Here is a 20,444-nt window from a genome sequence, read left to right on the forward strand (position 1 = left end):
CATGTTCTGGCGCGATACCTGGACGATCTTTCGCCGCGCGATGCTGCTGGCCCTGCGCAACCCGGCCTGGGTGCTGATCGGGCTGCTGCAACCGATCCTCTACCTTTCCCTCTTCGGGCCCCTGCTGGAGAAGGTTGCCTCTGTGCCCGGTTTTCCGCCTGGCGATAGCTGGAAGGTCTTTGTGCCCGGCCTGCTGGTGCAGCTCGGCATCTTCGGCGGCAGCTTCGTGGGCTTCGCCGTGATCGCCGAATGGCGGGCCGGCGTAATCGACCGGATGCTGGTGACGCCGGCATCTCGCGGCTCGCTGATCCTGGGGCGTGTGCTGCGCGACGTGGTCTCGCTCACCGTGCAGGGCGCGGTGCTCATGGGCGTTGCCACGCTCTTTGGGCTGCGCGTGCCGCCCTATGTCATCGTGCTCGCGCTGGTGCTCACCGCCATGCTGGGCGGGGCATTCTCGGCCTTCTCCTATGCCGCCGGCCTGGCGCTGAAGTCAGAGGACAGCTTCGCGCCGCTCATCAACATGTTCGCCCTGCCGGTGCTGCTGCTTTCGGGCATCCTGCTGCCCATGAGCCTCGCGCCGCGCTGGCTGCAGATCGCCTCTGACTTCAATCCGTTCAAGCATGTGGTGGAGGCTCTGCGCGCCGTCTTCCTTGGCGATGTCTTCACGCTCGTCTCTGCCTTCGGCTTCGGGCTGGCGCTGGCGCTGCTGGTGCTGGGCCTTTGGACAGGTGCGAAGGTGTTCGGCAATCAGGTGAAGTAACCGGCCGGATAACCTGACTGTCGTCTTTCGCGGCATCTGTGCAAAGACTGCACGGATGCCGCGCTGCGTTTGCGGGGCCTCTCGGGCAGAGAGAGGCAGCAACGACAGGAGAGAGAGATGCTCAGATCCGCCGGATGGCGTTTTTTCATCGTTGGGCTGCTGGCCCTGTTCATGTTCATTCCGCTGTTTTTCGTTGGCGCTGTCATCAATGACCGCGCCAATTACTCGCGCGATGCGATCCGCGAGGTCGGCGCCGAATGGGGCGGCGAGCAGCGCATCGCCGGCCCGCAGCTGGTCATCCCCGTTGAGGGAGAGGTGACCCGGCTGGTTGAGGTCGAGGTGCCGCGTGAAACGCCCGGGGCCATTCAGGCGCAGCCGGGCCAGCGCGAGATACGTGAGCGGCGGCGGAGCGGCGCCGTTTACATCTTCCCCGCCGATTTCGACATGACGCTCGATACCGTCAACGAGGAGCGGGAGCGTGGCATCTTCAGCGTGCCCGTCTACAGCGCCGCGGCCGTGATGACCGCTCGGTTCGATCTGGAGGGGATAGAGGCGCAGCTGGGCGAAGGTGAGACGCTGCTGTGGGATGAGGCCGAGCTGCGCGTCGGCCTCTCCTCGAACCGGGCGCTGCGGGGCGACACGCAGCTTACGGTGGGCGGCGAGCCGCTGGCGCTGGAGCCCGCGTCCAGCGGTGGTATCGTGGCCAGCACCGGCGACCCGCGGGGCCTGGGCGAGCTGAGGCTGGAGACGGATTTCAACGGGGCAGGCGCGCTCTTCGTCGCGCCTGTCGGGCGGATCAGCCATGTGTCGATGACCTCTGACTGGCCTCATCCGAGCTTTCAGGGCGCGTTCCTGCCCGATACTCGTGAGGTGACGGAGGAGGGTTTCAGCGCAGAGTGGACGATCCCCCATCTGGCTCGCACCCTGCCGCAGGTGTCTCGCGAGGATTATCTCGACGCCGCGCTGAGTGACGGCATGGGCGTGCGGTTCTTCGAGCCGAACGACTTCTACCAGAAGGCCTATCGCGCCGCGCGCTACGGCATCCTCTTCATCGCGCTGACCTTCCTGACCGTGCTGCTGGTCGAGGGGCGCACCGGGCGGCCGACGCATCCGGTGCAGTACATACTGATCGGGCTGGCGCAGTCGATCTTTGTGCTGCTGATGGTCGCCTATGCCGAGCAGATCGGCTACGGGCCGGCCTATCTGCTCTCCTCAGTCGCGACGATCGGGCTGATCACCGTCTTCGGCTACACCGGGCTGAAGCTCGGGCGGCGCACAACGGTGCTGACGGCCATGCTGATCGTGCTCTACGCGCTGCTCTACCTCATCCTGCGCTCGGCCGATTACGCGCTGATCGCCGGCTCGACACTCGCCTTCGCGGCCCTCGCCGGCACGATGCTGGCGACGCGGAACGAGGATTGGTACGGGCCCGAGTCGGGCGGCAAGCGCGGAGGCTTGTTCGGGCGGAAGGCGCCGCCGGCGCCAGAGCCGGCACCTGCGCCAGAGGCGTAGGAGGAGGGGCCCCTCGGGGCCCCTTTTCGTTACTCGGCGCTGAGGCTGCGGAAGGTCTCGACATTGGGGCAGAAGCCCATGCGCTCTTTCGGGGCGCCTTCCTTCAGCGCGGTGCGGCACTGTCGGTTGGCGCCGCAATGGGCGCAAGTGCGGGCCACGTCGGCCTCGGCGGCGGGGCCCAGCTCGGCGCCGAAGAGCTCGGCCATCCGCTCCATCCGCACGATCTGCTCATGCGGCATCCGGGCGAGGCCCGACAGCTCGGCGCGGCTGACGCCCCATGCGTTGAGGTCACCCTCCGGCAGGCTGGCGATCTCTCGCGACTGGACATTGTCAGGGATCAGGCGGGACAGGATGGACATGGCGACTCCTCCGTATGGCTACGGGGCAAGTCTATGCCGGCCGGCAGCCGCGGCCTTGATCTCGATCAAGGCGCGCGGCGCGGTGCTATTCGGGGAAAGCGGCGGCCAGAGCGATCTCGACCATATCGCCGAAGCTCTGCTCGCGATCCTTCGCAGGCAAGGCCTCGTGCGTTTGCAGATGGTCGGAGACGGTGAGAACCGCGAGCGCGCGGGCGCCATGGCGGGCGGCGAGGATATAAAGCTCGGCGGCTTCCATTTCGACAGCGAGCGTGCCGTGGCGCATGAGCTGCTCGGATTGATCGTCGCGCTCGTCGTAGAATGTGTCGGAGGAATAGATCCCGCCGACATGCGGGGTCAGGCCCTTTGCCTTCGCCGCTGTGACCGCGCCGGAAAGAAGAGCGTAATCGGCAGAGGGGGCGAAATTGACGCCACGGAATATGGTTGACGAGGGCGTGCCAACCGAACTCGCGGTTTGGGCGATCACCACGTCGCGAATGTTCACATGGGGCTGCATTGCGCCGCAGGAGCCGATGCGGATCAGCGTTTTCGCGCCGTATTCGCGGATCAGTTCATTGGCGTAGATCGAGAGCGACGGCATTCCCATGCCAGAGCCCTGAATGGTGACGGGGTTGCCGCGCCATGTGCCGGTATAGCCCAGCATGCCGCGCACTTCGTTCACCAGTTTCGGGCCGTCGAGAAATGTCTCGGTCGCCCAGCGGGCCCGGTAAGGGTCACCCGGCATAAGAACGGTTGATGCGATGTCTCCGGGCGCCGCCCCGATATGCGTGCTCATATTGTCCCCTAGAGCCCGCCACGGGCCGGCGCCCTTTTACAACGATCAGATCTCGAAAGTGGAGAGGTCGACGCCGTTTTCCTGCGCTTCGCGGATCCAGGCGGGGCGACGGCCCTTGCCTGTCCAGGTTTGCGAGGCGTCCGCAGGGTTGCGGTATTTGGCCGGCGACTTCGAGCCGGTCTTCTTGGGCTTTCCCGCAGAGCTCGTTGTCAGCTCCGACAGCGAATAGCCGTGTTCCGCCGCAGCTTGCTCCGCCGCTTTCAGCGCAGCTTTGCGCTCGCGCTCGTCTAGAGTCGCAAGCGCCTTGTCGACGTCCTTTGAGAGCTTCTGAAGCTCCGATCGAGAGAGTGTATTAAGATCCATAGCCATGAGTGGTCTCCTAGTAGGGTATTTCTGATCTAGGCGGCAGTTTTTGTATTGGCAATAGGATCAATTCAGGCAAACGCCCAATCCGGTGTGTTTTCCCTCCCTTTCAGGCGCGAGCAGGTCCGGAGGGCAGGGACAAAATGTCGCACATTTTCAATAGTTGTACTTTTCGTTGGCAGTCGTGGCTTTCACGCCGGACCGAAAAAAGCCGTTGCGGCAACAAGCGTTAACGAGAGATTAAGGGCTCGCCCATTTTGCCGTTCTTATCTTCAGCTATTGTTCAAAAACAAGAGAGTGGGAAAGACCTCAATCGCAATTGACATATTGCCGCGCGAGCAAGAGCCGCCCGCACCACCGTCAGCGCTTTACGCGCCCGCCGTTTGGTGAGAGCGTCTTTCAATGTTTCAGACGGTTGCCGTCCCGATCTGGTTGCTCGCGCTGATCGTCGTTTTCGCGGCGGTCACCTTCGCGTCGCACTTTCTGTTTCCGTCGGTCCGCTGGTTCGTGCGGCGCCGGGCAGAGCGGCTCGTCGCGCGGATGAACCAGCGGCTCGCGCGGCCGATCGAGCCATTCAAGCTGGCCCGGCGGCACGACATGATCCAGCGGCTGATCTACGACACCGAGGTGAACCGCGCCATTCATGACCATGCGCGCCGCAATCGTGTGCCCGAAAATGTCGCCTTCGAGACGGCCCGCCGCTATGCGCGCGAGATCGTCCCACGCTTCTCGGCCACCGTCTATTTCTCGTTCGGCATTCGGATTTCGCGCTGGCTGTCGAATTCGCTCTACCGCGTGCGGATCGGCGCGCTCGACCGGGAGCAGTTCGAGAAGATCGATCCCGGCGCCGCCGTCGTGTTCGTCATGAACCATCGCAGCAATATGGATTACGTGCTGGTGACATGGCTCGTCAGCGGCACCTCGACGCTCTCCTATGCGGTGGGGGAATGGGCGAGGGTCTGGCCGATGTCAGCCCTCGTGCGGGCCATGGGGGCCTATTTCATTCGCCGCAAACACCGCTCGGCCCTCTATCGCCGGGTGCTGGCGCGCTATGTGCAGATGTCTGTCGAGGGCGGGGTGAGCCAGGCGATCTTCCCTGAAGGGGGCCTAAGCCTGACGGGCAAGCTGGCGGCGCCCAAGCTGGGGCTGCTCAGCTACATTGCCGAGGGGGCGCTGGAGCGCGATGTCATTTTCGTGCCGGTGGGCCTGAATTACGACCGGGTGCTGGAGGATCGTATCCTCATTGCCGCCGACCCCACGCATCGCGCCTTCCGCCCGCCGCTCGGCCATGTCGCCAAGAGCTTCGGTCGGCATGTCTGGCTGCGGCTGACGCGCCAGTTCAAGAGTTTCGGCACCGCCTCTGTCGGCTTCGGCACGCCGGTCTCGCTGAAAGCCTATCAGGCGGGCGGCGGCGATATCGAGGGGCTGGCGGAGGAGCTGATGACGCGCATCGCCGCTGTCGTGCCGCCGCTGCCGGTGCCGCTGGTGGCGCGGGTGCTGCTGCGGCAGCCGGGGCTGAGCCGCGAGCAGCTGACCGAGGCAGTTGCGGAAGACCTCGACAGCCTGTCCGGCCTTGGCCAAGCGCTGCCGCGCCGCGAGGCGCCGGAGCTTGTGGCGGATGCGCTGGAGATCCTCGCAGAGCGCCGCCTGCTGGTGGAGCGAGAGGGCCTTTGGGCGCCGGCGGAGGGGGCCGCACCGCTGCTGACCTACTACGCCGATTCCATCGCACACCACTTCACCGAGGCGGGGATGCCTGAACTGACCGCCGAGCCGGTGGCAGACCCGGTGGACCCGGAGCCTCTGTCGGAGGAGCGCTAGCTCTCCACCCCCTGCGGCAAAGGCTGACCGACGGACCAGGCCACAACGTTATCGAGCGCCATCTGCCCCATCATCTCACGCACCTCCAGAGCGGCGGTGCCGAGATGCGGGTAGAGCACCACGTTGTCGAGCTGGCGGAGCTCCTCGGGAACGTCGGGCTCGTTGGCGTAAACGTCGAGCCCGGCGCCGCGGATGGTGCCGTTCTGGAGGGCCTCGATCAGCGCCGGCTCGTCCACCACATTGCCGCGGGCGATGTTCACGAAGATGCCTGATGGCTTCATCGCCGCGAGCGCCGCCGCGTCGATGATGTTCTTAGTCTTGGCGGTGACGGGCACGGTGACGACGACGATATCGGCGGCGCCCATCAGCTCGTGCAGGCTGTCCACCTGGCGAGAGGGGATCGAGACGTCCTTCTTCGAGCGGTTAAAATAAAGCACCGGCATCGAGAAGCCGTAATGGCCGCGATGCGCCACGGCCTGCCCGATGCGGCCCATGCCGACGATGCCGAGCGTCTTGCCGGTGACATGGGTGCCGAGCATGTCCATCGGGCCGAAGCCCTTCCATTTGCCGGCCCGCACGATGCGCTCGCCTTCACTGGTACGCCGGCAGGCGGCGAGGATGAGCGACAGGCCGATATCGGCGGTGGCATCCGTCACCACGCCCGGCGTGTTGGAGACAACGAGGCCCTTTTCCCGCGCGGCCACTACGTCGATATGGTTGTAGCCCACGCCGAAATTGCTGAGCACGCCGCAGCGGATTTCGCCCGCCGCATCGAAGGTGGCGGCGGAGAAGTTGTCGCCGAGCGTCGGGATGATGGCGTCGTATTCGGCCAAGGCGGCGACGGCCTCGTCCTGCGTCAGTGCGATGGCGCTCTTGCGGATGGTGGTATCGAAACGGTCGCGGGCGAAGGCGGCATTGGCCTCGGGCACGGGGCGGGTGAACAGCAGTTTCTTCAAGACAGGCGCGCTCCTGCGGGAATGGGCTGATCGGGGCCGACGAGCACCACATGGCCCTCGGCATCATGCAGGCCCAGGACCAGAACCTCTGAGCGGACGGGCCCGATCTGGCGGGGCGGAAAGTTGACGACGGCGATCACCTGCCGGCCGATCAGGCCTTCCGGCGTATAATGCCCGGTGATCTGGGCAGAGCTCTTCTTCTCGCCGATCTCTGGCCCGAAATCGACCCAGAGCTTGATGGCGGGCTTGCGCGCTTCAGGGAAGGGCTCGGCCCGGGTGATGGTGCCGGCGCGGATTTCGACCTTGAGGAAGTCCTCGAAGGTGATCTCGGGGGCGGGGTCAGCCACGGGACAGCTCCTCGCTGCGGGCCTTGGCGGCGGCGATGCTGCGCGACATCAGATCGGGCAGCTCGGCCATCAACACGGCGAGCGCCGCCTGGGTCGTGCCATTCGGCGAGGTGACGTTGATGCGCAGCTGCTCGGGGCTCTCGCCGGAGAGCTCGGCGAGCTGCCCGGCGCCGGAGACGGTGGCCTTGGCGAGCTGCATGGAGAGCTCGGGGGGCAGGCCGGCGGCCTCGCCCGCCGCGGCCATGCTTTCGATTAGGTGAAACACATAGGCCGGCCCGCCGCCGGAGAGGGCGGTGACGGCATCGAGCTGCGCTTCAGTGTCCAGACGCACCACCTGGCCGATGGCAGAGAGCAGCGTCTCGGCCATGTCGAGATGGGCGGGGGTGGCGGCGTCATTGCCGATCATGGCGGTGATGCCCTTGCCGATGGCGGCGGGCGTGTTGGGCATGGCGCGGATGATGGGGCTGCCGGGGCCGAAGACCTGCTCGAAGGCCGAGATCGGCGTGCCGGCGGCGATGGAGAGGATAAGCGTCTCGCCGCCGCCGAGCGCGGCGACCTGGGGGAGCGCCGCGCCCATCATCTGCGGCTTCACCGCGACGAGGGCGACGCCGGGTGCGTTTGGCAGATCCTCGTTGAGATGCAGGCCGTGGGACTGGACCCAGTCGGAGGGTTTGGGGTCGATCACATGCACGGCGGAGGGGGAAAGACCGCCCTTCAGCCAACCAGCCAGCATGGCCGATCCCATCTTGCCGCAGCCGAGCAGAACGAGCCCGCGCTTGCCGATTTCCGCGATGTCCATCTGGCCCCCTTGATTGCCCGGCGGAGCCTAGGCGGCGGGGGCGGGGGGTTCAAGGTGGCGGCGCGCTGCCCGGGCTTGCCTCCCGCCCGCCCACCCCGGCGCGCCCGGGCAGCTTGTGCGGTGCGGCGAGGGCAGGGTGAGTGGCGAGGGCGGAGGGGGGCGCTGCCCCCCGCCTGCGGCCCCCCCGGGATATTTTGAGAAAAGCGAGGGAGGGGCGGGTTTAGAAAGTGATGACGTTGCGCCGGGCTGAGCCGGAGCGGGAGTTCGCGATGGCCTCGTTGATCTCGTCGAGGGACCAGCGGCGGGAGATCAGCGCGTCGAGTTCCAGCCGGCCCTGCAGGTAGAGATCGGCGAGCCAGGGGATGTCGCGCGAGATCACCGTGTCGCCCATCGCCGTGCCGCGGATGGATTGGCCGTCATAGGCCATGGCCGTGGGCTCGTAGCTCGCTACGGCGCCGGTATGCGGCATGCCGACGATCAGCACGCGGCCGAGCGGGGCGAGGTAGCGGGGGGCCTGGCTGAAGACCGGCAGGGCGCCGGTGGCGACGAAGACGGCATCGGCGCCGCGGCCGAGGATGGCGCGGGCGGCCTCCCAGGGCGCGTCCTGATCGGCGGAGACGACGTCGGTCGCGCCGAATTCCTTCGCTGCCTCCAGCTTTTCGGGCATCATATCGACGGCGACGATGCGGCGGGCGCCGGCGAGGCGGGCGCCCTGGATGGCGTTGAGGCCGACGCCGCCGCAGCCGATGACGACGGCATCCTCGCCGGGCCGGAGCTTGGCTGCGTTCACCACCGCGCCGATGCCGGTGATGACGCCGCAGGCGAGCAGGGCCGCAGCCTCGTAGGGGATCGTGGCGGGGAGCTTGGCGACCTGGCTGTGGTGCACTGTCACGGCCTCGGCGAAGGCGCCGGAGTTCATCGCCTGGGTGATCGAGGCGCCGTCCTTCGTGAGCGCTGGCGGGCGGGGCGCGCCGCGGTTCTCGCAATAGACAGGGGCGCCCGAGGCGCAGGTGGGGCAGCCGCCGCAGGCGCGGATCAGCGTGACCGCCACACGGTCGCCTGGCGCGAGGCCGCGGACGGAGGCGCCCACGGCGGTGACCTCGCCGGCCGCTTCATGGCCGTAGACGGCCGGAAGGGCGCCGCCCCATTTGCCGTCAAGGAAGGTGATGTCGGAGGCGCAGATCGCCACGGCGCCCATCTGCACCTGCACCTCGTCCTCCAGCGGCGCGCGCAGCTCAATCTCTTCGATCTTCAGCGGCTGGCCATGGGCATGGGCGACGGCGGCGCGGATCGGGCGGGTTTCGGCGGCGGGCGCCTGCGGGGCGAGATCGTTGGCCATCGGGCTATGCTCCTTCGTTTGCCGCCTTGTCGAAGCGCGGGGCCGCCGATGCTTGGCCGGATGCGACCCGAAGTGTCGCAGACGGTCGGCTCAGGCGATGCTGTCTTCCTCTGCCCAGATCTCCTTGGCGATGCGGATGGCGGAATTGGCGCGCGGCACACCGGCATAGATGGCGACGTGGTGCAGCGCTTCGATGATGTCGCTGCGCGAGGCACCGGTGTTGACGGCGGCGCGCAGATGCAGGCGCAGCTCCTCTTCATTTCCGAGACCGGCGAGCAGGGCGATCGTCAGCATCGAGCGCTCGCGGCGGGAGATCGCGTCGGACGACCAGACATGGCCCCAGGCGGCCTCGGTGATGAGGTCGATGAAGCGGGCGTCGTCCTCCGTCTTCTTCGCATCGGAGCGGGCGACATGCTCGGCGCCCAGCACCTCGCTGCGGGTCTGGCGGCCCTGGGCGAGGCGGTCGGGGCGATCAGTGGGCGTGGGGGTGGTCGTGGACATGGGGAGGCTCCTTGAGGAAATCGGTGAGCATCGCGGCATAGGCCTCGGGCGCCTCGATGCAGGGCAGGTGCCCGGCGCCGCGGATAAGCTCCAACCGCGCGCCGTGGATCAGCTCGACCGTCTCGCGCACGAGATCGGGCGGGGTGGACTTGTCCTCGGTCCCCGCGATGCCGAGCGTGGGCTGGGTCAGCCCCGCTGTCGTCGCCCAGAAATCGGCGCCCGAGATGGCGGCGCAGCAGCCGAGATAGCCCTCGAGCGAGGTCTCTGTGAAGCGGGCGCGCCAATGGGCCAGCTCCGGCCCGGCGAGGAAGGCGGGCGAGAACCAGCGTTGCATTACGCCATCGGCGGCCGCCTCCAGCCCCGAGGCGCGGATCGAGGCGATGCGATCCTCCCAGAGCTGGGCATTGCCGATGCGGGCCGCGGTGTTGGAAAGAACGAGCGCGCCGACGATATCGGGCCGCTTCACCGCCAGCCCCTGCGCGATCAGCCCGCCGATGGAGAGGCCGACGAAGACGGCATCCCGCGCGCCCCAGGCCTCGCAGACCGCCTCGGCATCCGAGACGAGCTGCCCCATGGCGTAGGGCGGGGGCGGGGCGGAGGAGCGGCCGTGGCCGCGCTTGTCCCAGCGGATGATGCGCAGGCCCGGCGGCAGCAGCGGCAGCACCTTGTCCCAGATGGTCAGATCGGTGCCGAGCGAATTGGCGAAGACGAGCGCGCGCCCGTCTTCCGGCCCCTCGGCGATGCTGTAAAGCTCCACGCCCGCGCCGCGATTGATGCGCTTCTCGTCCATGCCGGCCCTCCTCGTTTGCCGGGTCATACCGCCCGGGCGGGGTGACGGAAAGGCCGGGGCGGTCTAGCCTCGCGGCTGTCGAGCAGGAGGGTGGCGCAAGGTGAAAATCACGGGATCGGGCGATTGCGGCAATTCGCCGAAGAATCTCTTCGCGCAGGAGGTGGCCATCGCGCTGGAAGGCGGGCCCCTGAAAGAGGGCATGCTGGACGAGGCCGTGACCTGGGCGCGCCCCGGAGGGGCGCCGCCGCTGGAGGGGCTGGAGGCCATGCGCGCGGCGCTGGCGGAGCAGGAGGTGGTGGCGATCCGTGTCGATCATGCGATGTCGCACGGGCGGGTCGGCATGGCCAATGGCGAGACCGAGCTCCCGGACGGCACCCGCCGCCGCTTCGCCCATGTCCTTACCTTCACCTCTGCCAAGGGCAACAAGGTGGCCCGCATTCAGAGCTACGGCTAAAGGGCGGCGTAAACGAAAACGGGCCCCGCGAAGGGGCCCGTTCTATCTTGATCCGTGTCGCCGGGTTCAGGCGGCGGTCGCTTCCGACTTCGCCTTGGCGATGTCTTTCTTAACCTTCAGCGCGCCGGTGGAGAGCTCGTCATCCTTGGCGCGGGCGAGGAAGGCATCGAGCCCGCCACGGTGGTCGACCGTGCGCAGGGCAGCGGAGGACACGCGGAATTTGAAGGAGCGGCCCAGCGTATCAGAGATCAGCGTGACGTCCTGCAGGTTAGGCAGGAAACGACGGCGCGTCTTGTTGTTGGCGTGGGACACGTTGTTGCCCGTCATCGGGCCTTTGCCGGTCAGTTCGCAGCGGCGCGACATGGTATCATCCTCAGGTCTTTCGGGGCTCGTCGCGCCCCGGCTCAAAAGAACGAGGCCCCGCCTGCGGGGCCCTGTGAAATCGGTTCTGCCAGATAGGCAGAATCGCCCGGGCCGTCAAGCGGCAAGGGCTAGATGCGACCGTTGGCCCGCAGCCACCATACAGCCAGCCCGCCGAAGAGCAGAATGTTGAAGGCAAGGATGCCGCCGATGGTCAGCGCCTTGCCGCGCAGCCAAGCGCCGCGGTTGATATAGCGCAGATAGCGGCGCAGCTCGGTCTCGGCCCGGTCGAAGCGGGCGGGGTCAACCTGGCGGGCGAGCCTTGGGTGCTGGCCCAGCGTTTCTGCCTCGGCCAGATAGGCGGCCTCGCGGCGGACGCGCCGCGGCAGCTGGCGCCGGGCCGAGGTCAGGGCGTCGCCCAGCGTTTCGCCGCGCGCCCTCAGCCGCTCGTTGAGCAGCACGCGCAGGTTTTCGGTTCTCTCGAAGATGTCGGCCGGGTCCATGGCCCGTGTCTTAGCCGGGGCGGCGGGGGGCGACAATGCGGCGGCGCGGCGCCTCTTGGCCTTGCGCTCGCGGGCTGCGAGATTGGGCCCCATGTTGAGCATATCGAGCCATGGCACCGGCGGAGTGCCCCTGATCATCGCGCACGGGCTCTATGGCTCGGGGCGCAACTGGAACGTCATCGGCAAGCGGTTGAGCGACCGGGGGCAGGTGATCCTGCCCGACATGCGAAACCACGGGCAGAGCCCCTGGGCGGACAGCCACGGATATGCCGACATGGCCGCTGACCTCGGCGAGCTCATCGAGGCTCACGGTGGACAGGCCGATGTGCTCGGCCATTCGATGGGCGGCAAGGCGGCGATGGTGCTGGCCCTTAGCCGGCCCGAGCTGGTGCGCCGGCTGGTCGTGGCCGACATCGCGCCGGTCAGTTACGGGCACAGCCAGATCCACGTGATCGAGGCGGCGCGCAAGCTCGACCTTGCCGCTCTGCAAAGCCGCGCCGAGGCTCAGGAGGCGCTGGAGCTGGATGCGGCCAATGCCGCCTTCTTGCTGCAGAGCCTCGACATGAAGGAGAAGCGCTGGCGGCTGAACCTCGACGTGCTGGAGCGCGAAATGCCGCGGATCGTCGGCTTTCCCGAGGTGGAGGGCCAGTTCGAGGGGCCGGCTCTATTCCTCTCCGGCGGCGAAAGCGACTACGTGAAGCCCGAGCATCGCGAACGGATCAAGGCGCTCTTCCCTGCGGCGAAGTTTGCGAAGATCCCGGGAGCCGGGCACTGGCTGCATGCCGAGAAGCCGCGCGAGACAGAGGCGGCGGTGCGCGCCTTTCTGGACGGCTAGATTGCCGCCGGGGCCGCGCGTGCGGCCCCGGGGCGGGTGCCCTATTCCATGGGCACCGTGGCGTTGTTGTCGCCGTATTCCTTCTTCGGATCGCTGCCGAGCAGCATCTTCACGCCCGCGACCAGCGAGTTGGCGTCGAGCCAGATCTCGGCCTCTTCGCCGTCGAGGCGGAGGAGCTTCAGCTTCGGGTCATCCTTGCCGTCGAACCAGGCGGCGATGAAGGGGTTCCAGAGCTTGTCGACCATGCCGCGGTCTGCCTCGGGCGTGAGCGTGCCGTGAGCCGTGGCGAAAATCTCGTGATCCTTCGAGACATAGACCATCTCGGCCCGCGTCGGGCCGGTCAGCTCGCCGAGGTCGGTGTCGGTGGAGGTGAAGAACCACAGGGGGCCGGGCGTATGGTCCTTGTCGTTGACGGCGGTCATGGGGCGACCGGCGGCCTTGCCGGGCAGGCCGAGCATGACGGTGCGGTCAGAGGTGAGGTGCTTCCAGAACTTGTCGTGCAGCTCTTGGGGGGTGTGGTCGGACATGGGTCTCTCCCGTCTTGAGGGGTTTGGGAGAGCAACGCGCCGGGGGGGCGCTTGGTTCGCGCAAGATTTCTTGACTGAGGGTTGGGTAGGGTAAGGCGGCGTTCACGCTGATGCGGCCAGGCTGCGCCATGTCCGTCTACCTCCGCCCGCGCATCGCTGGAGCCGCCGTGTTCTTCACAGTGGTGCTAGCGGAGCGCGGCAGCTGGCTGCTGGTGGACGAGGTGGCTCGGCTGCGCGCGGCGGTCAGGGTGACGAAGGCGGAGCGGCCGTTCGGGATCATCGCGTGGGTGGTGTTGCCGGATCACCTGCATTGCGTCTGGCGGATGCCGGAGGGGGACGCGGATTACTCGGTGCGGTGGCGTCTCATCAAATCCCGGTTCTCGATGGGGATCGATCCCAGCCATCGCCGGGCGAGCCACATCGCCCGCGGCGAGCGCGCCGTGTGGCAACGGCGGTTCTGGGAGCACCATATCCGCGGTGAGGCCGACCTCGCGGCGCATGTGCAATATTGCTGGATGAACCCGGTGAAGCATGGGTTCGTGGCGGCGCCGGAGGATTGGGCATGGTCGTCGTATCGCCGGGATAGGGAGACGTATGGGGCGTAGGGTGCGTGCTCTGCACGCACCGATGCGCGGCGGGAGGGCGAGGAAAGGTGCGTGACGAGCACGCACCCTACGCGGGCTGATTCGATCAATCCTTTAACCGAACGAACGGCATACAACCTAATACCTACCCGTCCTCATTCGTATCTTCCGCGAAAGGCGCCGTACAGCCTTCAAGAAAAGACCCGCAGTGCATTGAAATAAATATCAAAAATTGGAAGGTGAGATGTACAACGCCTTTGGCGGATTGTACGATTTCGCATAGCGAAGTACGCGGTTGTATATGTTCCCATTTTGTGCGCTAATTTACCTAGCGGCAGATGGAGGCGGCGGTGGTAGAGCTTGAGCTTGTTTTTGGTTCAAACAAGATGAGTGCCAAAGGGACGTTGGAGGAGGTGCTGACGCTCACCCAACTGTTCGAGAAGTACTTTGAGGTTGGCGCGGTCGATGAGGCGCAGCAGGTAACGAATGACACTAGAAGGTCACCTCCGAGGAAGCCCAAGCCCAAGGGGGTGGCGAAATCTTCATCGTCCGGAGTATCTCAGTCGTCAGTTGACGCAGAGGCGATCGCAAACACTATCAAGCAGCGTGACGACTTCTCACGTATCCAGTCCCAGATCCTGAACAAGGCGGGGCTTTGGACTGAGAAGGCAAGGCTCGTAGCCTTTATTGTAGACGAGAAGATCACCTCTGGAGATGTCACCAGAGTTCTGGGTGCGCTGCGTGTGAAGTCTTCTCTACCGACCGTTTCCAAGGCCCTATCGGGTATCAGTGGCGAGTTCATTACTGAAGGGACGAGTCCTGTCTTCTACACCATGACAGATCGGGCCAGAACAGAATTCGGATTGAGGCTGTCAAGAGAACAAGCTGATGCCTGACTTCTGGTCGGTCGTGGGAGCCAGCGAAAAGTCCGAAAAAGACATAGTTCTTGCGGCCGCATGGTATCTAGAAAGAACTAGCGACCAGAAGCCTAAATTTTCGGAAGTCGTAAGCGCCGTCGAGAGAAACGGGGTCCGGCTTAACATCAACCGTTCACGGCTGAGAGGCTACCTGCGACGAGCCCCGGGCGTGTCAATAAGCAATTCAGAAGAAGTTCTGCTGAAAAGTGAAATGTCTCAGGTTTTTGCCGACAGGTATGGTGGGGTGTCTGACTTTCCGACCGATCGGGTTGTAGACACAGTCTTGGATTCAGCACAATTTGAAAGTGACCGGCGGTACATTAAGTCGGTAGTGCGCCAAATCAACGGCTCGCGTCAGCAAGAGTTCTTTGATGCCTGCGCGGTTCTCATGCGGAGATTGATGGAGATTTCCATTATTGATGCGTTCGAGCGATTAGATGAGCATGACGCCGTTAGGAATAGCAATGGAGAAATATTTTCGCTCGATAAATTGATATCGCTTGCAAAGGAGTGCAAACTAATTCAGCTCAGCCGCGGATCAAAGCCTGCACTCTCCAAAATAAAGACCCTTGGTGATCGTGCTGCACACAACAGAAGTTATATTACGACAGCTCAGGATGTGGATGAATTGAAGCAGGACTTCCGAACGGTTATCTCCGACCTGCGAGCTTAGCTATCCATCTTCAGCGCCGAAATAAACGCCTCCTGAGGGATCTCGACCTTCCCGAACTGGCGCATCTTCTTCTTGCCGGCCTTCTGCTTGTCCAGAAGCTTGCGCTTCCGCGAGGCGTCGCCGCCGTAGCATTTGGCCGTCACGTCCTTCCGCAAAGCACTCAGCGTCTCCCGCGCAATGACCTTGCCTCCGATGGCCGCCTGGATCGGGATCTTGAACATGTGGCGGGGGATCAGCTCCTTCAGCTTCTCCACCATCGCGCGGCCGCGCATTTCCGCCCGGTCGCGGTGCACCATCATCGACAGCGCATCCACCGGCTCGTCGTTCACCAGCACCGACATCTTCACGAGGTTATCCTCGCGATAGCCGATGATCTGGTAATCGAAGCTGGCATAGCCCTTCGTCACCGATTTCAGCCGGTCGTAGAAGTCGAACACCACCTCATTGAGCGGCAGATCATACACGGCCATCGCCCGCGGCCCCGCGTAGGTGAGGTCGAGCTGGATGCCGCGCCGCTCCTGGCAGAGCTTCAGCACGTCGCCGAGGTACTCATCCGGCACCAGGATCGTCGCCTTGATGCGCGGCTCTTCGATATGCTCCACCAGCGTCAGGTCGGGCATGTCGGCCGGGTTGTGCAGCTGCTCGACCGTACCGTCGCGCATGTGGATGTCGTAGACGACCGAGGGCGCGGTGGTGATGAGGTCGAGATCGTACTCTCGCTCCAGCCGGTCGCGGATGACTTCCAGGTGCAGCAGCCCCAGGAAACCGCAGCGAAAGCCGAAGCCGAGCGCGGCGGAGGTTTCCATCTCGAAGGTGAAGGAGGCGTCGTTCAGCGCCAGCTTCTCCATCGCGTCGCGCAGGTCGTCGAAATCGTTGGCATCGACGGGGAACAGCCCGCAGAACACCACAGGGATCGAGGGCTTGAAGCCGGGCAGGGCCTTCTCGGTCTGCCGCTTCTCATGGGTGATCGTGTCGCCCACCCGCGTATCGCGCACCTGCTTGATCGAGGCGGTGAACACGCCGATCTCGCCGGGGCCGAGCTCGTCGATCTTCACCATCTGCGGCTTGAGCACGGCGAGCGTGTCGAGCTTGTAGGTGGCGGCGGTCTTCATCATGCGGATCGTGTCGCCCTTGCGGATCACCCCATCCATCACGCGGATGAGCACGACGACGCCGAGGTAGCTGTCGTACCAGCTATCCACCAGCATGGCCTTCAGGGCTGCGTCGCGGTCACCCTTGGGGGCGGGCAGGCGGTGCACGATGGCCTCCAGCACATCGGGAATGCCGAGGCCGGTCTTGGCGGAGATTTCGACGGCGTCCGAGGCGTCGATGCCGATGACATCCTCGATCTGCTCCTTCACCCGCTCCGGCTCGGCGGCGGGCAGGTCAATCTTGTTGAGCACCGGGACGATCTCGTGATCGGCGTCGATCGCCTGGTAGACGTTGGCGAGCGTCTGCGCCTCGACGCCCTGCGTGGCGTCGACCACCAGCAGCGAGCCCTCGACGGCCTGCATCGAGCGGCTCACCTCGTAGGCGAAGTCCACGTGGCCGGGGGTGTCGATGAGGTTGAGGATATAGGTGTGGCCGTCCTTGGCCGGGTACTCGATGCGCACCGAGTTGGCCTTGATGGTGATGCCGCGCTCACGCTCGATATCCATCGCGTCCAGCATCTGGGCTTTCATGTCGCGTTCGGCCACCGTACCGGTAAGCTGAATCAGCCTGTCGGCCAGGGTGGATTTCCCGTGGTCGATATGGGCGACGATGGAAAAATTGCGGATGCGCGAAAGCTCTGTCATGCGGGCCGATATGAGGCCGGCGCGGGGTTTCGTCAATCGGGCTTGGGCAGCGGGAGGCAGCGATGGCGGCGGTTGATCACAGGGCGGGCGAGGCGCTGCTCGCGGCCTTCCCTCGCATCTACATCATCAACCTCCCCGCCCGGGCCGACCGCCGCCGCGAGATGGAGGCGGAATTCGCCCGCATCGGCCTGGCCCTGCCGCATCCGAAGATCGCCTTCGTGCCGGCGGCCCGGCCGGATGAGGCGGGCGGCTGGGACTCCATCGGCGCGCGCGGCTGCTTCCTCAGCCATCTCGGCCTGTTGCGCCAGATCGCCGAGGGGCCGGACGAGCGCGCGCTGATCCTGGAGGACGATTGCGATTTCACCCGGGCGCTTGGGCCGGGGCTGGAGGCGCTGCAGAGCGCCCGCTGGGAGATGGTCTACGGCTATGTCCACGGCTGGGGCGATGCTGGTGACCTTCCAAAGGGCGCCATCGCCTGCCCGCCCGAGGCCGCCGTGCGCACCAGCCATTTCATCGGGCTGACGCGCGAGGCGGCGGGCCGGGCGGCGGCCTATCTGGAGGCGATCACCCGCCGCTCGGCCGGAGACCCCGGCGGCGGCCCGATGCATGTCGACGGTGCCTACAACTGGTGGCGGCGGTCTGCGCCGCAGATGCCGGTCGTCTGCCTCAACCCGCCCATCGCCCGGCAGCGCCCCTCGCGCACCGATATCCAGGGCCAGGGCTGGTACGACCGGCTCCCCGGCCTCGCGCCTGCGCTTGTCTGGGCGCGGCGGGCGAAGCGGCGCCTGGCGGGATAACCGCGTGGCACCAAGGCTATTGAAACGAATGCACACCAGAGTGCATATTGCAGTTGTAACCGGAGTGCCGCCATGACCAGCCTTCTCACCAACCAGATCGCCACGATGACCGAGATGCGCGATCCGCAGAAGGTGCTCGACCGGGCGCACGGCAAGCCCGTGGCCGTGCTTCGCAATTCCAAGCTGGTGGGGTATTTCGTGCCAGTCGAGGCGACGACGGAGCCGGAGGGGCACCGCGCGGCGCGCATGGATGAGGTCGTTGAAAGCATGGCCCGCCGCCGTTCCACCAATCAGCCGGTGCTCGACTATCTACGCGACAAATGACCTGGGTCACGCTGACCCCGGAGCTCGTCATTGCCATCCATGATGCGGTTCTGAACCCGGGCGAACTGCCCGGTCTTGCCCGCGACAAGTCCCTGGATGGCGCTTTGGCCAGAGTCGATAACCGCCTCGCCTACGGGCTGATCGGAGATGCCTTCGATCTGGCAGCCGCAACGGCCGTGGCCATCGCTACAGGGCATTGCTTCAACGACGCGAACAAGCGCACCGCCCACCAGGCGATGGATATCTGCCTTGATCTCAACGGCATCCAGATCGACTGGCAAGTGAGTGAGATCGGCCCCCTCATCATCGAGGTCGCCCAAAGCCGCATCGACGCGATCGAACTCGCCGAATGGCTCCGCCGAAAAGCGTTTCATCCTCCTAGCGCCTAGCCCAGGCCCCGTCGTCTTCCCCCATCTTTGCTCCAGAAAATCCTCGGGGGGGAAAGCCGCCAACGGCGGTTTTGGGGGGCAGACAGCCCCCCTTCCTCACCCAAAGGAATGCGCCAAAGGCGCTCCTTGGGATCACGCCCTCTAGTATTTCGACGGCACGTACAACTCGCGTGGCAGCACGGCGCGCTCGTAATCCTTGTTGTACACCCGGTCGGGCAGGGAGACGTCGTCATGCGGCACCTCGCCGTAGGGCATCAGGCCGAGTAGATGGTCGATGCAGTTCAGCCTTGCGCGCTTCTTGTCGTTGCCTTCCACGATGTACCAGGGCGCCTCGGGGATGTTCGTGCGGGCGAACATCTCTTCTTTGGCCTTGGTGTATTGCTCCCACTTCACGCGGGACTGCAGGTCCATCGGTGAGAGCTTCCATTGCTTCAGCGGGTCGTGGATGCGCATCAGAAAGCGCATCTGCTGCTCTTCGTCGGTGATGGAGAACCAGTACTTCACCAGCCGGATGCCCGAACGCACCAGCATCCGCTCGAAATCGGGCACGTCGCGGAAGAATTCCTCCACCTGCCTGTCATCGGCAAAGCCCATGACGCGCTCCACCCCGGCGCGGTTGTACCAGCTGCGGTCGAACAGCACGATTTCGCCGCCGGCCGGCAGATGCGGCGTGTAGCGCTGGAAGTACCATTGCGACTTCTCGCGGTCGTTGGGCGCAGGCAGGGCCACGACGCGCACGACGCGCGGGTTGAGCCGCTGGGTGATGCGCTTGATGACGCCGCCCTTGCCGGCGCTGTCGCGCCCTTCGAAGAGTACGACGACCTTCTCGCCGCTGTGCACGACCCAATCCTGCAGCTTGATCAGCTCGGCCTGCAGGCGGAGCAGGCCGCGCAGGTATTCAGACCGGGGCAGGGCGTCGGGATGGGCGCGGTCGTAGATGGCGGCGATCTCTTCGCTGAGGACGGAATCCTCGAGCTCCAGCTCGATTTCTTCATCCAGGCTGTCGGCCAGTTCCGCCTTCAGCCAGTCGTTGCCGCCATTGCCGCTCAGCCTGTTCATCTGTCACCTTTTCTGCTGCCCTGCGGCGCTATCATGCCAAGGTGACAGGACGATTACGAGCCTGCCGGGGGAGGGCCGGGCGGTCAAATCCCGGTGGGCGCCGATTGCACGAAAGCGCCGCTTCGCGCATGATGCGCGCCGAGGCAGGAGAAAAGAATGATGCGGTCAGTGATGATTTTGGCGGCCCTGGCCGCCTTGGCGGGATGTGGCCCGCGTGTGAGCGGTGCGGTGAGCCAGGCCTGCATGGCGGGTGGCCGGTCGGCTGCCAATCCGGCGGTCTGTTCCTGCGTGCAGCAGGTCGCCAACCAGTCCCTCTCGAACAGCGATCAGCGCCGGGCGGCGACCTTCTTCGAAGACCCCCAGCTCGCGCAAGAAGCCCGCACCTCCGACACGCCGGCGATGGAGGCGTTCTGGCAGCGTTACCGCGCCTTCGCCGACAGCGCCGAGCGCATCTGCGGCTAGTCTGAGGGCTGCCCGAGGGTGAGCGTGGCGGTCACTTCCTCGCCGCCGGCGAAGTGCAGGGTGAGGGGGATCTCGTCTCCCTCCGCCAGCTCCGCGCCCAGCCCGCCCAGCATGACATGCAGCCCGCCAGGTTCCATCGCGAGGGTCTCGCCCGGCGCGATGGTCAGCGGGCCGTCTGGCGGCGCCATCGACATCACGCCATCGGTCTCGACCGTCTCGTGCAGCATGGCCATGCCGGCGGCGGGCGTTTCCACGCTGTCCAGCGTAATCTCGGCGGCATCCGGGTTGGTGATCGTCAGGTACGCCGCGCCAGAGGGGGCGCCGGGGTAGGGCGCGAGCACGTAGCCTGAAACCTCCGGGTCCGCGAACGCGGGCGCCGCGAGGATGGCGAGGCTGAGGGCGAGGGGGGCTGCGCGCATCTAGGGTC

General features: G+C 65.7%; 28 protein-coding genes. 12 read left to right on the forward strand and 16 right to left on the reverse strand.

Features of this window, described 5'->3' with window-relative positions:
* Window position 1: 1 nt before the first annotated feature.
* Together ACXN5S_RS17190 and creD are read left to right on the forward strand one after the other, a co-directional pair.
* The gene (locus ACXN5S_RS17190) at window positions 2-760 is read left to right on the forward strand and encodes an ABC transporter permease (protein WP_458606702.1); all 759 of its coding nucleotides are present in this window, start codon (window positions 2-4) and stop codon (window positions 758-760) included.
* 117 nt (window positions 761-877) lie between these two features.
* Window positions 878-2,272 carry a cell envelope integrity protein CreD gene (gene creD, locus ACXN5S_RS17195; protein ID WP_458606703.1) on the forward strand — a complete coding sequence of 465 codons (1,395 nt, stop codon included), beginning with the start codon at window positions 878-880 and terminating at the stop codon, window positions 2,270-2,272.
* A 29-nt stretch (window positions 2,273-2,301) separates the two neighbouring features.
* On the opposite strand, the gene ACXN5S_RS17200 is transcribed toward creD, so the two are convergent.
* From ACXN5S_RS17200 to ACXN5S_RS17210, 3 genes are all read right to left on the reverse strand, one after another.
* Window positions 2,302-2,631: a hypothetical protein gene (locus ACXN5S_RS17200; RefSeq protein WP_458606704.1), complete on the reverse strand. Its 330-nt coding sequence runs from the start codon at window positions 2,629-2,631 to the stop codon at window positions 2,302-2,304.
* Window positions 2,632-2,716: 85 nt separating this feature from the next.
* The gene (gene deoD, locus ACXN5S_RS17205; protein ID WP_458606705.1) at window positions 2,717-3,424 is read right to left on the reverse strand and encodes a purine-nucleoside phosphorylase; all 708 of its coding nucleotides are present in this window, start codon (window positions 3,422-3,424) and stop codon (window positions 2,717-2,719) included.
* Between the two features lie 45 nt (window positions 3,425-3,469).
* The gene (locus ACXN5S_RS17210; RefSeq protein WP_458606706.1) at window positions 3,470-3,793 is read right to left on the reverse strand and encodes an H-NS histone family protein; all 324 of its coding nucleotides are present in this window, start codon (window positions 3,791-3,793) and stop codon (window positions 3,470-3,472) included.
* Window positions 3,794-4,189: 396 nt separating this feature from the next.
* Here ACXN5S_RS17210 and ACXN5S_RS17215 point away from each other — a divergent pair, with 396 nt between their 5' ends.
* Window positions 4,190-5,605, forward strand: coding sequence for a 1-acyl-sn-glycerol-3-phosphate acyltransferase (locus tag ACXN5S_RS17215; protein ID WP_458606707.1), 1,416 nt, complete (start codon window positions 4,190-4,192; stop codon window positions 5,603-5,605).
* Here ACXN5S_RS17215 and ACXN5S_RS17220 read toward each other — a convergent pair.
* The 6 genes from ACXN5S_RS17220 to pcaD form a co-directional block, all read right to left on the reverse strand.
* On the reverse strand, window positions 5,602-6,561 hold the full coding sequence (locus ACXN5S_RS17220; protein ID WP_458606708.1) for a 2-hydroxyacid dehydrogenase: 960 nt from the start codon (window positions 6,559-6,561) through the stop codon (window positions 5,602-5,604). The two genes, ACXN5S_RS17215 and ACXN5S_RS17220, sit on opposite strands and share 4 nt — an antisense overlap.
* Window positions 6,558-6,908, reverse strand: a complete 351-nt coding sequence (locus ACXN5S_RS17225; protein WP_458606709.1) for a tRNA-binding protein — start codon at window positions 6,906-6,908, stop codon at window positions 6,558-6,560. Before ACXN5S_RS17225 ends, ACXN5S_RS17220 begins: the two co-directional genes overlap by 4 nt.
* Complete coding sequence (gene proC / locus ACXN5S_RS17230; protein WP_458606710.1) at window positions 6,901-7,707, reverse strand: pyrroline-5-carboxylate reductase; 807 nt, start codon at window positions 7,705-7,707, stop codon at window positions 6,901-6,903. Before proC ends, ACXN5S_RS17225 begins: the two co-directional genes overlap by 8 nt.
* A gap of 220 nt (window positions 7,708-7,927) precedes the next feature.
* On the reverse strand, window positions 7,928-9,046 hold the full coding sequence (locus tag ACXN5S_RS17235; RefSeq protein ID WP_458606711.1) for a Zn-dependent alcohol dehydrogenase: 1,119 nt from the start codon (window positions 9,044-9,046) through the stop codon (window positions 7,928-7,930).
* Window positions 9,047-9,136: 90 nt separating this feature from the next.
* On the reverse strand, window positions 9,137-9,547 hold the full coding sequence (pcaC, locus tag ACXN5S_RS17240) for a 4-carboxymuconolactone decarboxylase (protein WP_458606712.1): 411 nt from the start codon (window positions 9,545-9,547) through the stop codon (window positions 9,137-9,139).
* Window positions 9,519-10,337, reverse strand: a complete 819-nt coding sequence (gene pcaD / locus ACXN5S_RS17245) for a 3-oxoadipate enol-lactonase (protein WP_458606713.1) — start codon at window positions 10,335-10,337, stop codon at window positions 9,519-9,521. The genes pcaC and pcaD overlap by 29 nt, the downstream gene beginning before the upstream one ends.
* Before the next feature lie 100 nt (window positions 10,338-10,437).
* Here pcaD and ACXN5S_RS17250 point away from each other — a divergent pair, with 100 nt between their 5' ends.
* Window positions 10,438-10,791, forward strand: a complete 354-nt coding sequence (locus tag ACXN5S_RS17250; RefSeq protein WP_458606714.1) for a hypothetical protein — start codon at window positions 10,438-10,440, stop codon at window positions 10,789-10,791.
* 66 nt (window positions 10,792-10,857) lie between these two features.
* Here the strand turns inward: ACXN5S_RS17250 and rpmB are convergent, their stop codons facing one another.
* Window positions 10,858-11,154, reverse strand: coding sequence for a 50S ribosomal protein L28 (gene rpmB / locus ACXN5S_RS17255; protein ID WP_458606715.1), 297 nt, complete (start codon window positions 11,152-11,154; stop codon window positions 10,858-10,860).
* Window positions 11,155-11,282: 128 nt separating this feature from the next.
* Entirely contained in the window at window positions 11,283-11,771 is a 489-nt protein-coding gene (locus ACXN5S_RS17260) for a hypothetical protein (RefSeq protein ID WP_458606839.1), read from the reverse strand.
* Between ACXN5S_RS17260 and ACXN5S_RS17265 the strand changes: the two genes are divergently transcribed.
* A complete protein-coding gene (locus tag ACXN5S_RS17265) occupies window positions 11,746-12,489 on the forward strand; it encodes an alpha/beta fold hydrolase (protein ID WP_458606716.1) in 744 nt (247 codons plus the stop codon). The two genes, ACXN5S_RS17260 and ACXN5S_RS17265, sit on opposite strands and share 26 nt — an antisense overlap.
* Before the next feature lie 41 nt (window positions 12,490-12,530).
* Here ACXN5S_RS17265 and ACXN5S_RS17270 read toward each other — a convergent pair whose 3' ends face one another.
* Entirely contained in the window at window positions 12,531-13,016 is a 486-nt protein-coding gene (locus tag ACXN5S_RS17270) for a pyridoxamine 5'-phosphate oxidase family protein (RefSeq protein WP_458606717.1), read from the reverse strand.
* A 128-nt stretch (window positions 13,017-13,144) separates the two neighbouring features.
* Between ACXN5S_RS17270 and ACXN5S_RS17275 the strand changes: the two genes are divergently transcribed.
* The 3 genes from ACXN5S_RS17275 to ACXN5S_RS17285 all read left to right on the forward strand — a co-directional run bounded on the left by ACXN5S_RS17275 (window position 13,145) and on the right by ACXN5S_RS17285 (window position 15,190).
* Window positions 13,145-13,621 (forward strand): REP-associated tyrosine transposase, encoded by a 477-nt coding sequence (locus tag ACXN5S_RS17275; protein WP_458606718.1) that lies wholly within the window; start codon window positions 13,145-13,147, stop codon window positions 13,619-13,621.
* Between the two features lie 329 nt (window positions 13,622-13,950).
* Complete coding sequence (locus tag ACXN5S_RS17280) at window positions 13,951-14,496, forward strand: hypothetical protein (protein ID WP_458606719.1); 546 nt, start codon at window positions 13,951-13,953, stop codon at window positions 14,494-14,496.
* Window positions 14,489-15,190 carry a hypothetical protein gene (locus tag ACXN5S_RS17285; RefSeq protein WP_458606720.1) on the forward strand — a complete coding sequence of 234 codons (702 nt, stop codon included), beginning with the start codon at window positions 14,489-14,491 and terminating at the stop codon, window positions 15,188-15,190. The genes ACXN5S_RS17280 and ACXN5S_RS17285 overlap by 8 nt, the downstream gene beginning before the upstream one ends.
* Here the strand turns inward: ACXN5S_RS17285 and lepA are convergent.
* The gene (gene lepA / locus ACXN5S_RS17290; RefSeq protein ID WP_458606721.1) at window positions 15,187-16,986 is read right to left on the reverse strand and encodes a translation elongation factor 4; all 1,800 of its coding nucleotides are present in this window, start codon (window positions 16,984-16,986) and stop codon (window positions 15,187-15,189) included. The genes ACXN5S_RS17285 and lepA overlap by 4 nt on opposite strands.
* Before the next feature lie 62 nt (window positions 16,987-17,048).
* Here lepA and ACXN5S_RS17295 point away from each other — a divergent pair, with 62 nt between their 5' ends.
* The 3 genes from ACXN5S_RS17295 (at window position 17,049) to ACXN5S_RS17305 (ending at window position 18,496) form a co-directional block, all read left to right on the forward strand.
* Entirely contained in the window at window positions 17,049-17,783 is a 735-nt protein-coding gene (locus ACXN5S_RS17295; RefSeq protein ID WP_458606722.1) for a glycosyltransferase family 25 protein, read from the forward strand.
* Between the two features lie 72 nt (window positions 17,784-17,855).
* The gene (locus ACXN5S_RS17300; protein ID WP_458606723.1) at window positions 17,856-18,107 is read left to right on the forward strand and encodes a hypothetical protein; all 252 of its coding nucleotides are present in this window, start codon (window positions 17,856-17,858) and stop codon (window positions 18,105-18,107) included.
* A complete protein-coding gene (locus ACXN5S_RS17305; protein ID WP_458606724.1) occupies window positions 18,104-18,496 on the forward strand; it encodes a type II toxin-antitoxin system death-on-curing family toxin in 393 nt (130 codons plus the stop codon). The genes ACXN5S_RS17300 and ACXN5S_RS17305 overlap by 4 nt, the downstream gene beginning before the upstream one ends.
* Before the next feature lie 141 nt (window positions 18,497-18,637).
* Here ACXN5S_RS17305 and ppk2 read toward each other — a convergent pair whose 3' ends face one another.
* Window positions 18,638-19,555, reverse strand: a complete 918-nt coding sequence (gene ppk2 / locus ACXN5S_RS17310) for a polyphosphate kinase 2 (RefSeq protein ID WP_458606725.1) — start codon at window positions 19,553-19,555, stop codon at window positions 18,638-18,640.
* A gap of 83 nt (window positions 19,556-19,638) precedes the next feature.
* The gene (locus ACXN5S_RS17315) at window positions 19,639-19,800 is read right to left on the reverse strand and encodes a hypothetical protein (RefSeq protein WP_458606726.1); all 162 of its coding nucleotides are present in this window, start codon (window positions 19,798-19,800) and stop codon (window positions 19,639-19,641) included.
* 43 nt (window positions 19,801-19,843) lie between these two features.
* On the opposite strand from ACXN5S_RS17315, the gene ACXN5S_RS17320 reads away from it, so the two are divergent.
* Window positions 19,844-20,017 (forward strand): hypothetical protein, encoded by a 174-nt coding sequence (locus ACXN5S_RS17320; protein ID WP_458606727.1) that lies wholly within the window; start codon window positions 19,844-19,846, stop codon window positions 20,015-20,017.
* Here the strand turns inward: ACXN5S_RS17320 and ACXN5S_RS17325 are convergent.
* The gene (locus ACXN5S_RS17325; RefSeq protein ID WP_458606728.1) at window positions 20,014-20,436 is read right to left on the reverse strand and encodes a copper chaperone PCu(A)C; all 423 of its coding nucleotides are present in this window, start codon (window positions 20,434-20,436) and stop codon (window positions 20,014-20,016) included. The genes ACXN5S_RS17320 and ACXN5S_RS17325 overlap by 4 nt on opposite strands.
* Window positions 20,437-20,444: the final 8 nt, after the last annotated feature.

This window comes from Pseudoroseicyclus sp. H15 (genome assembly GCF_054353345.1).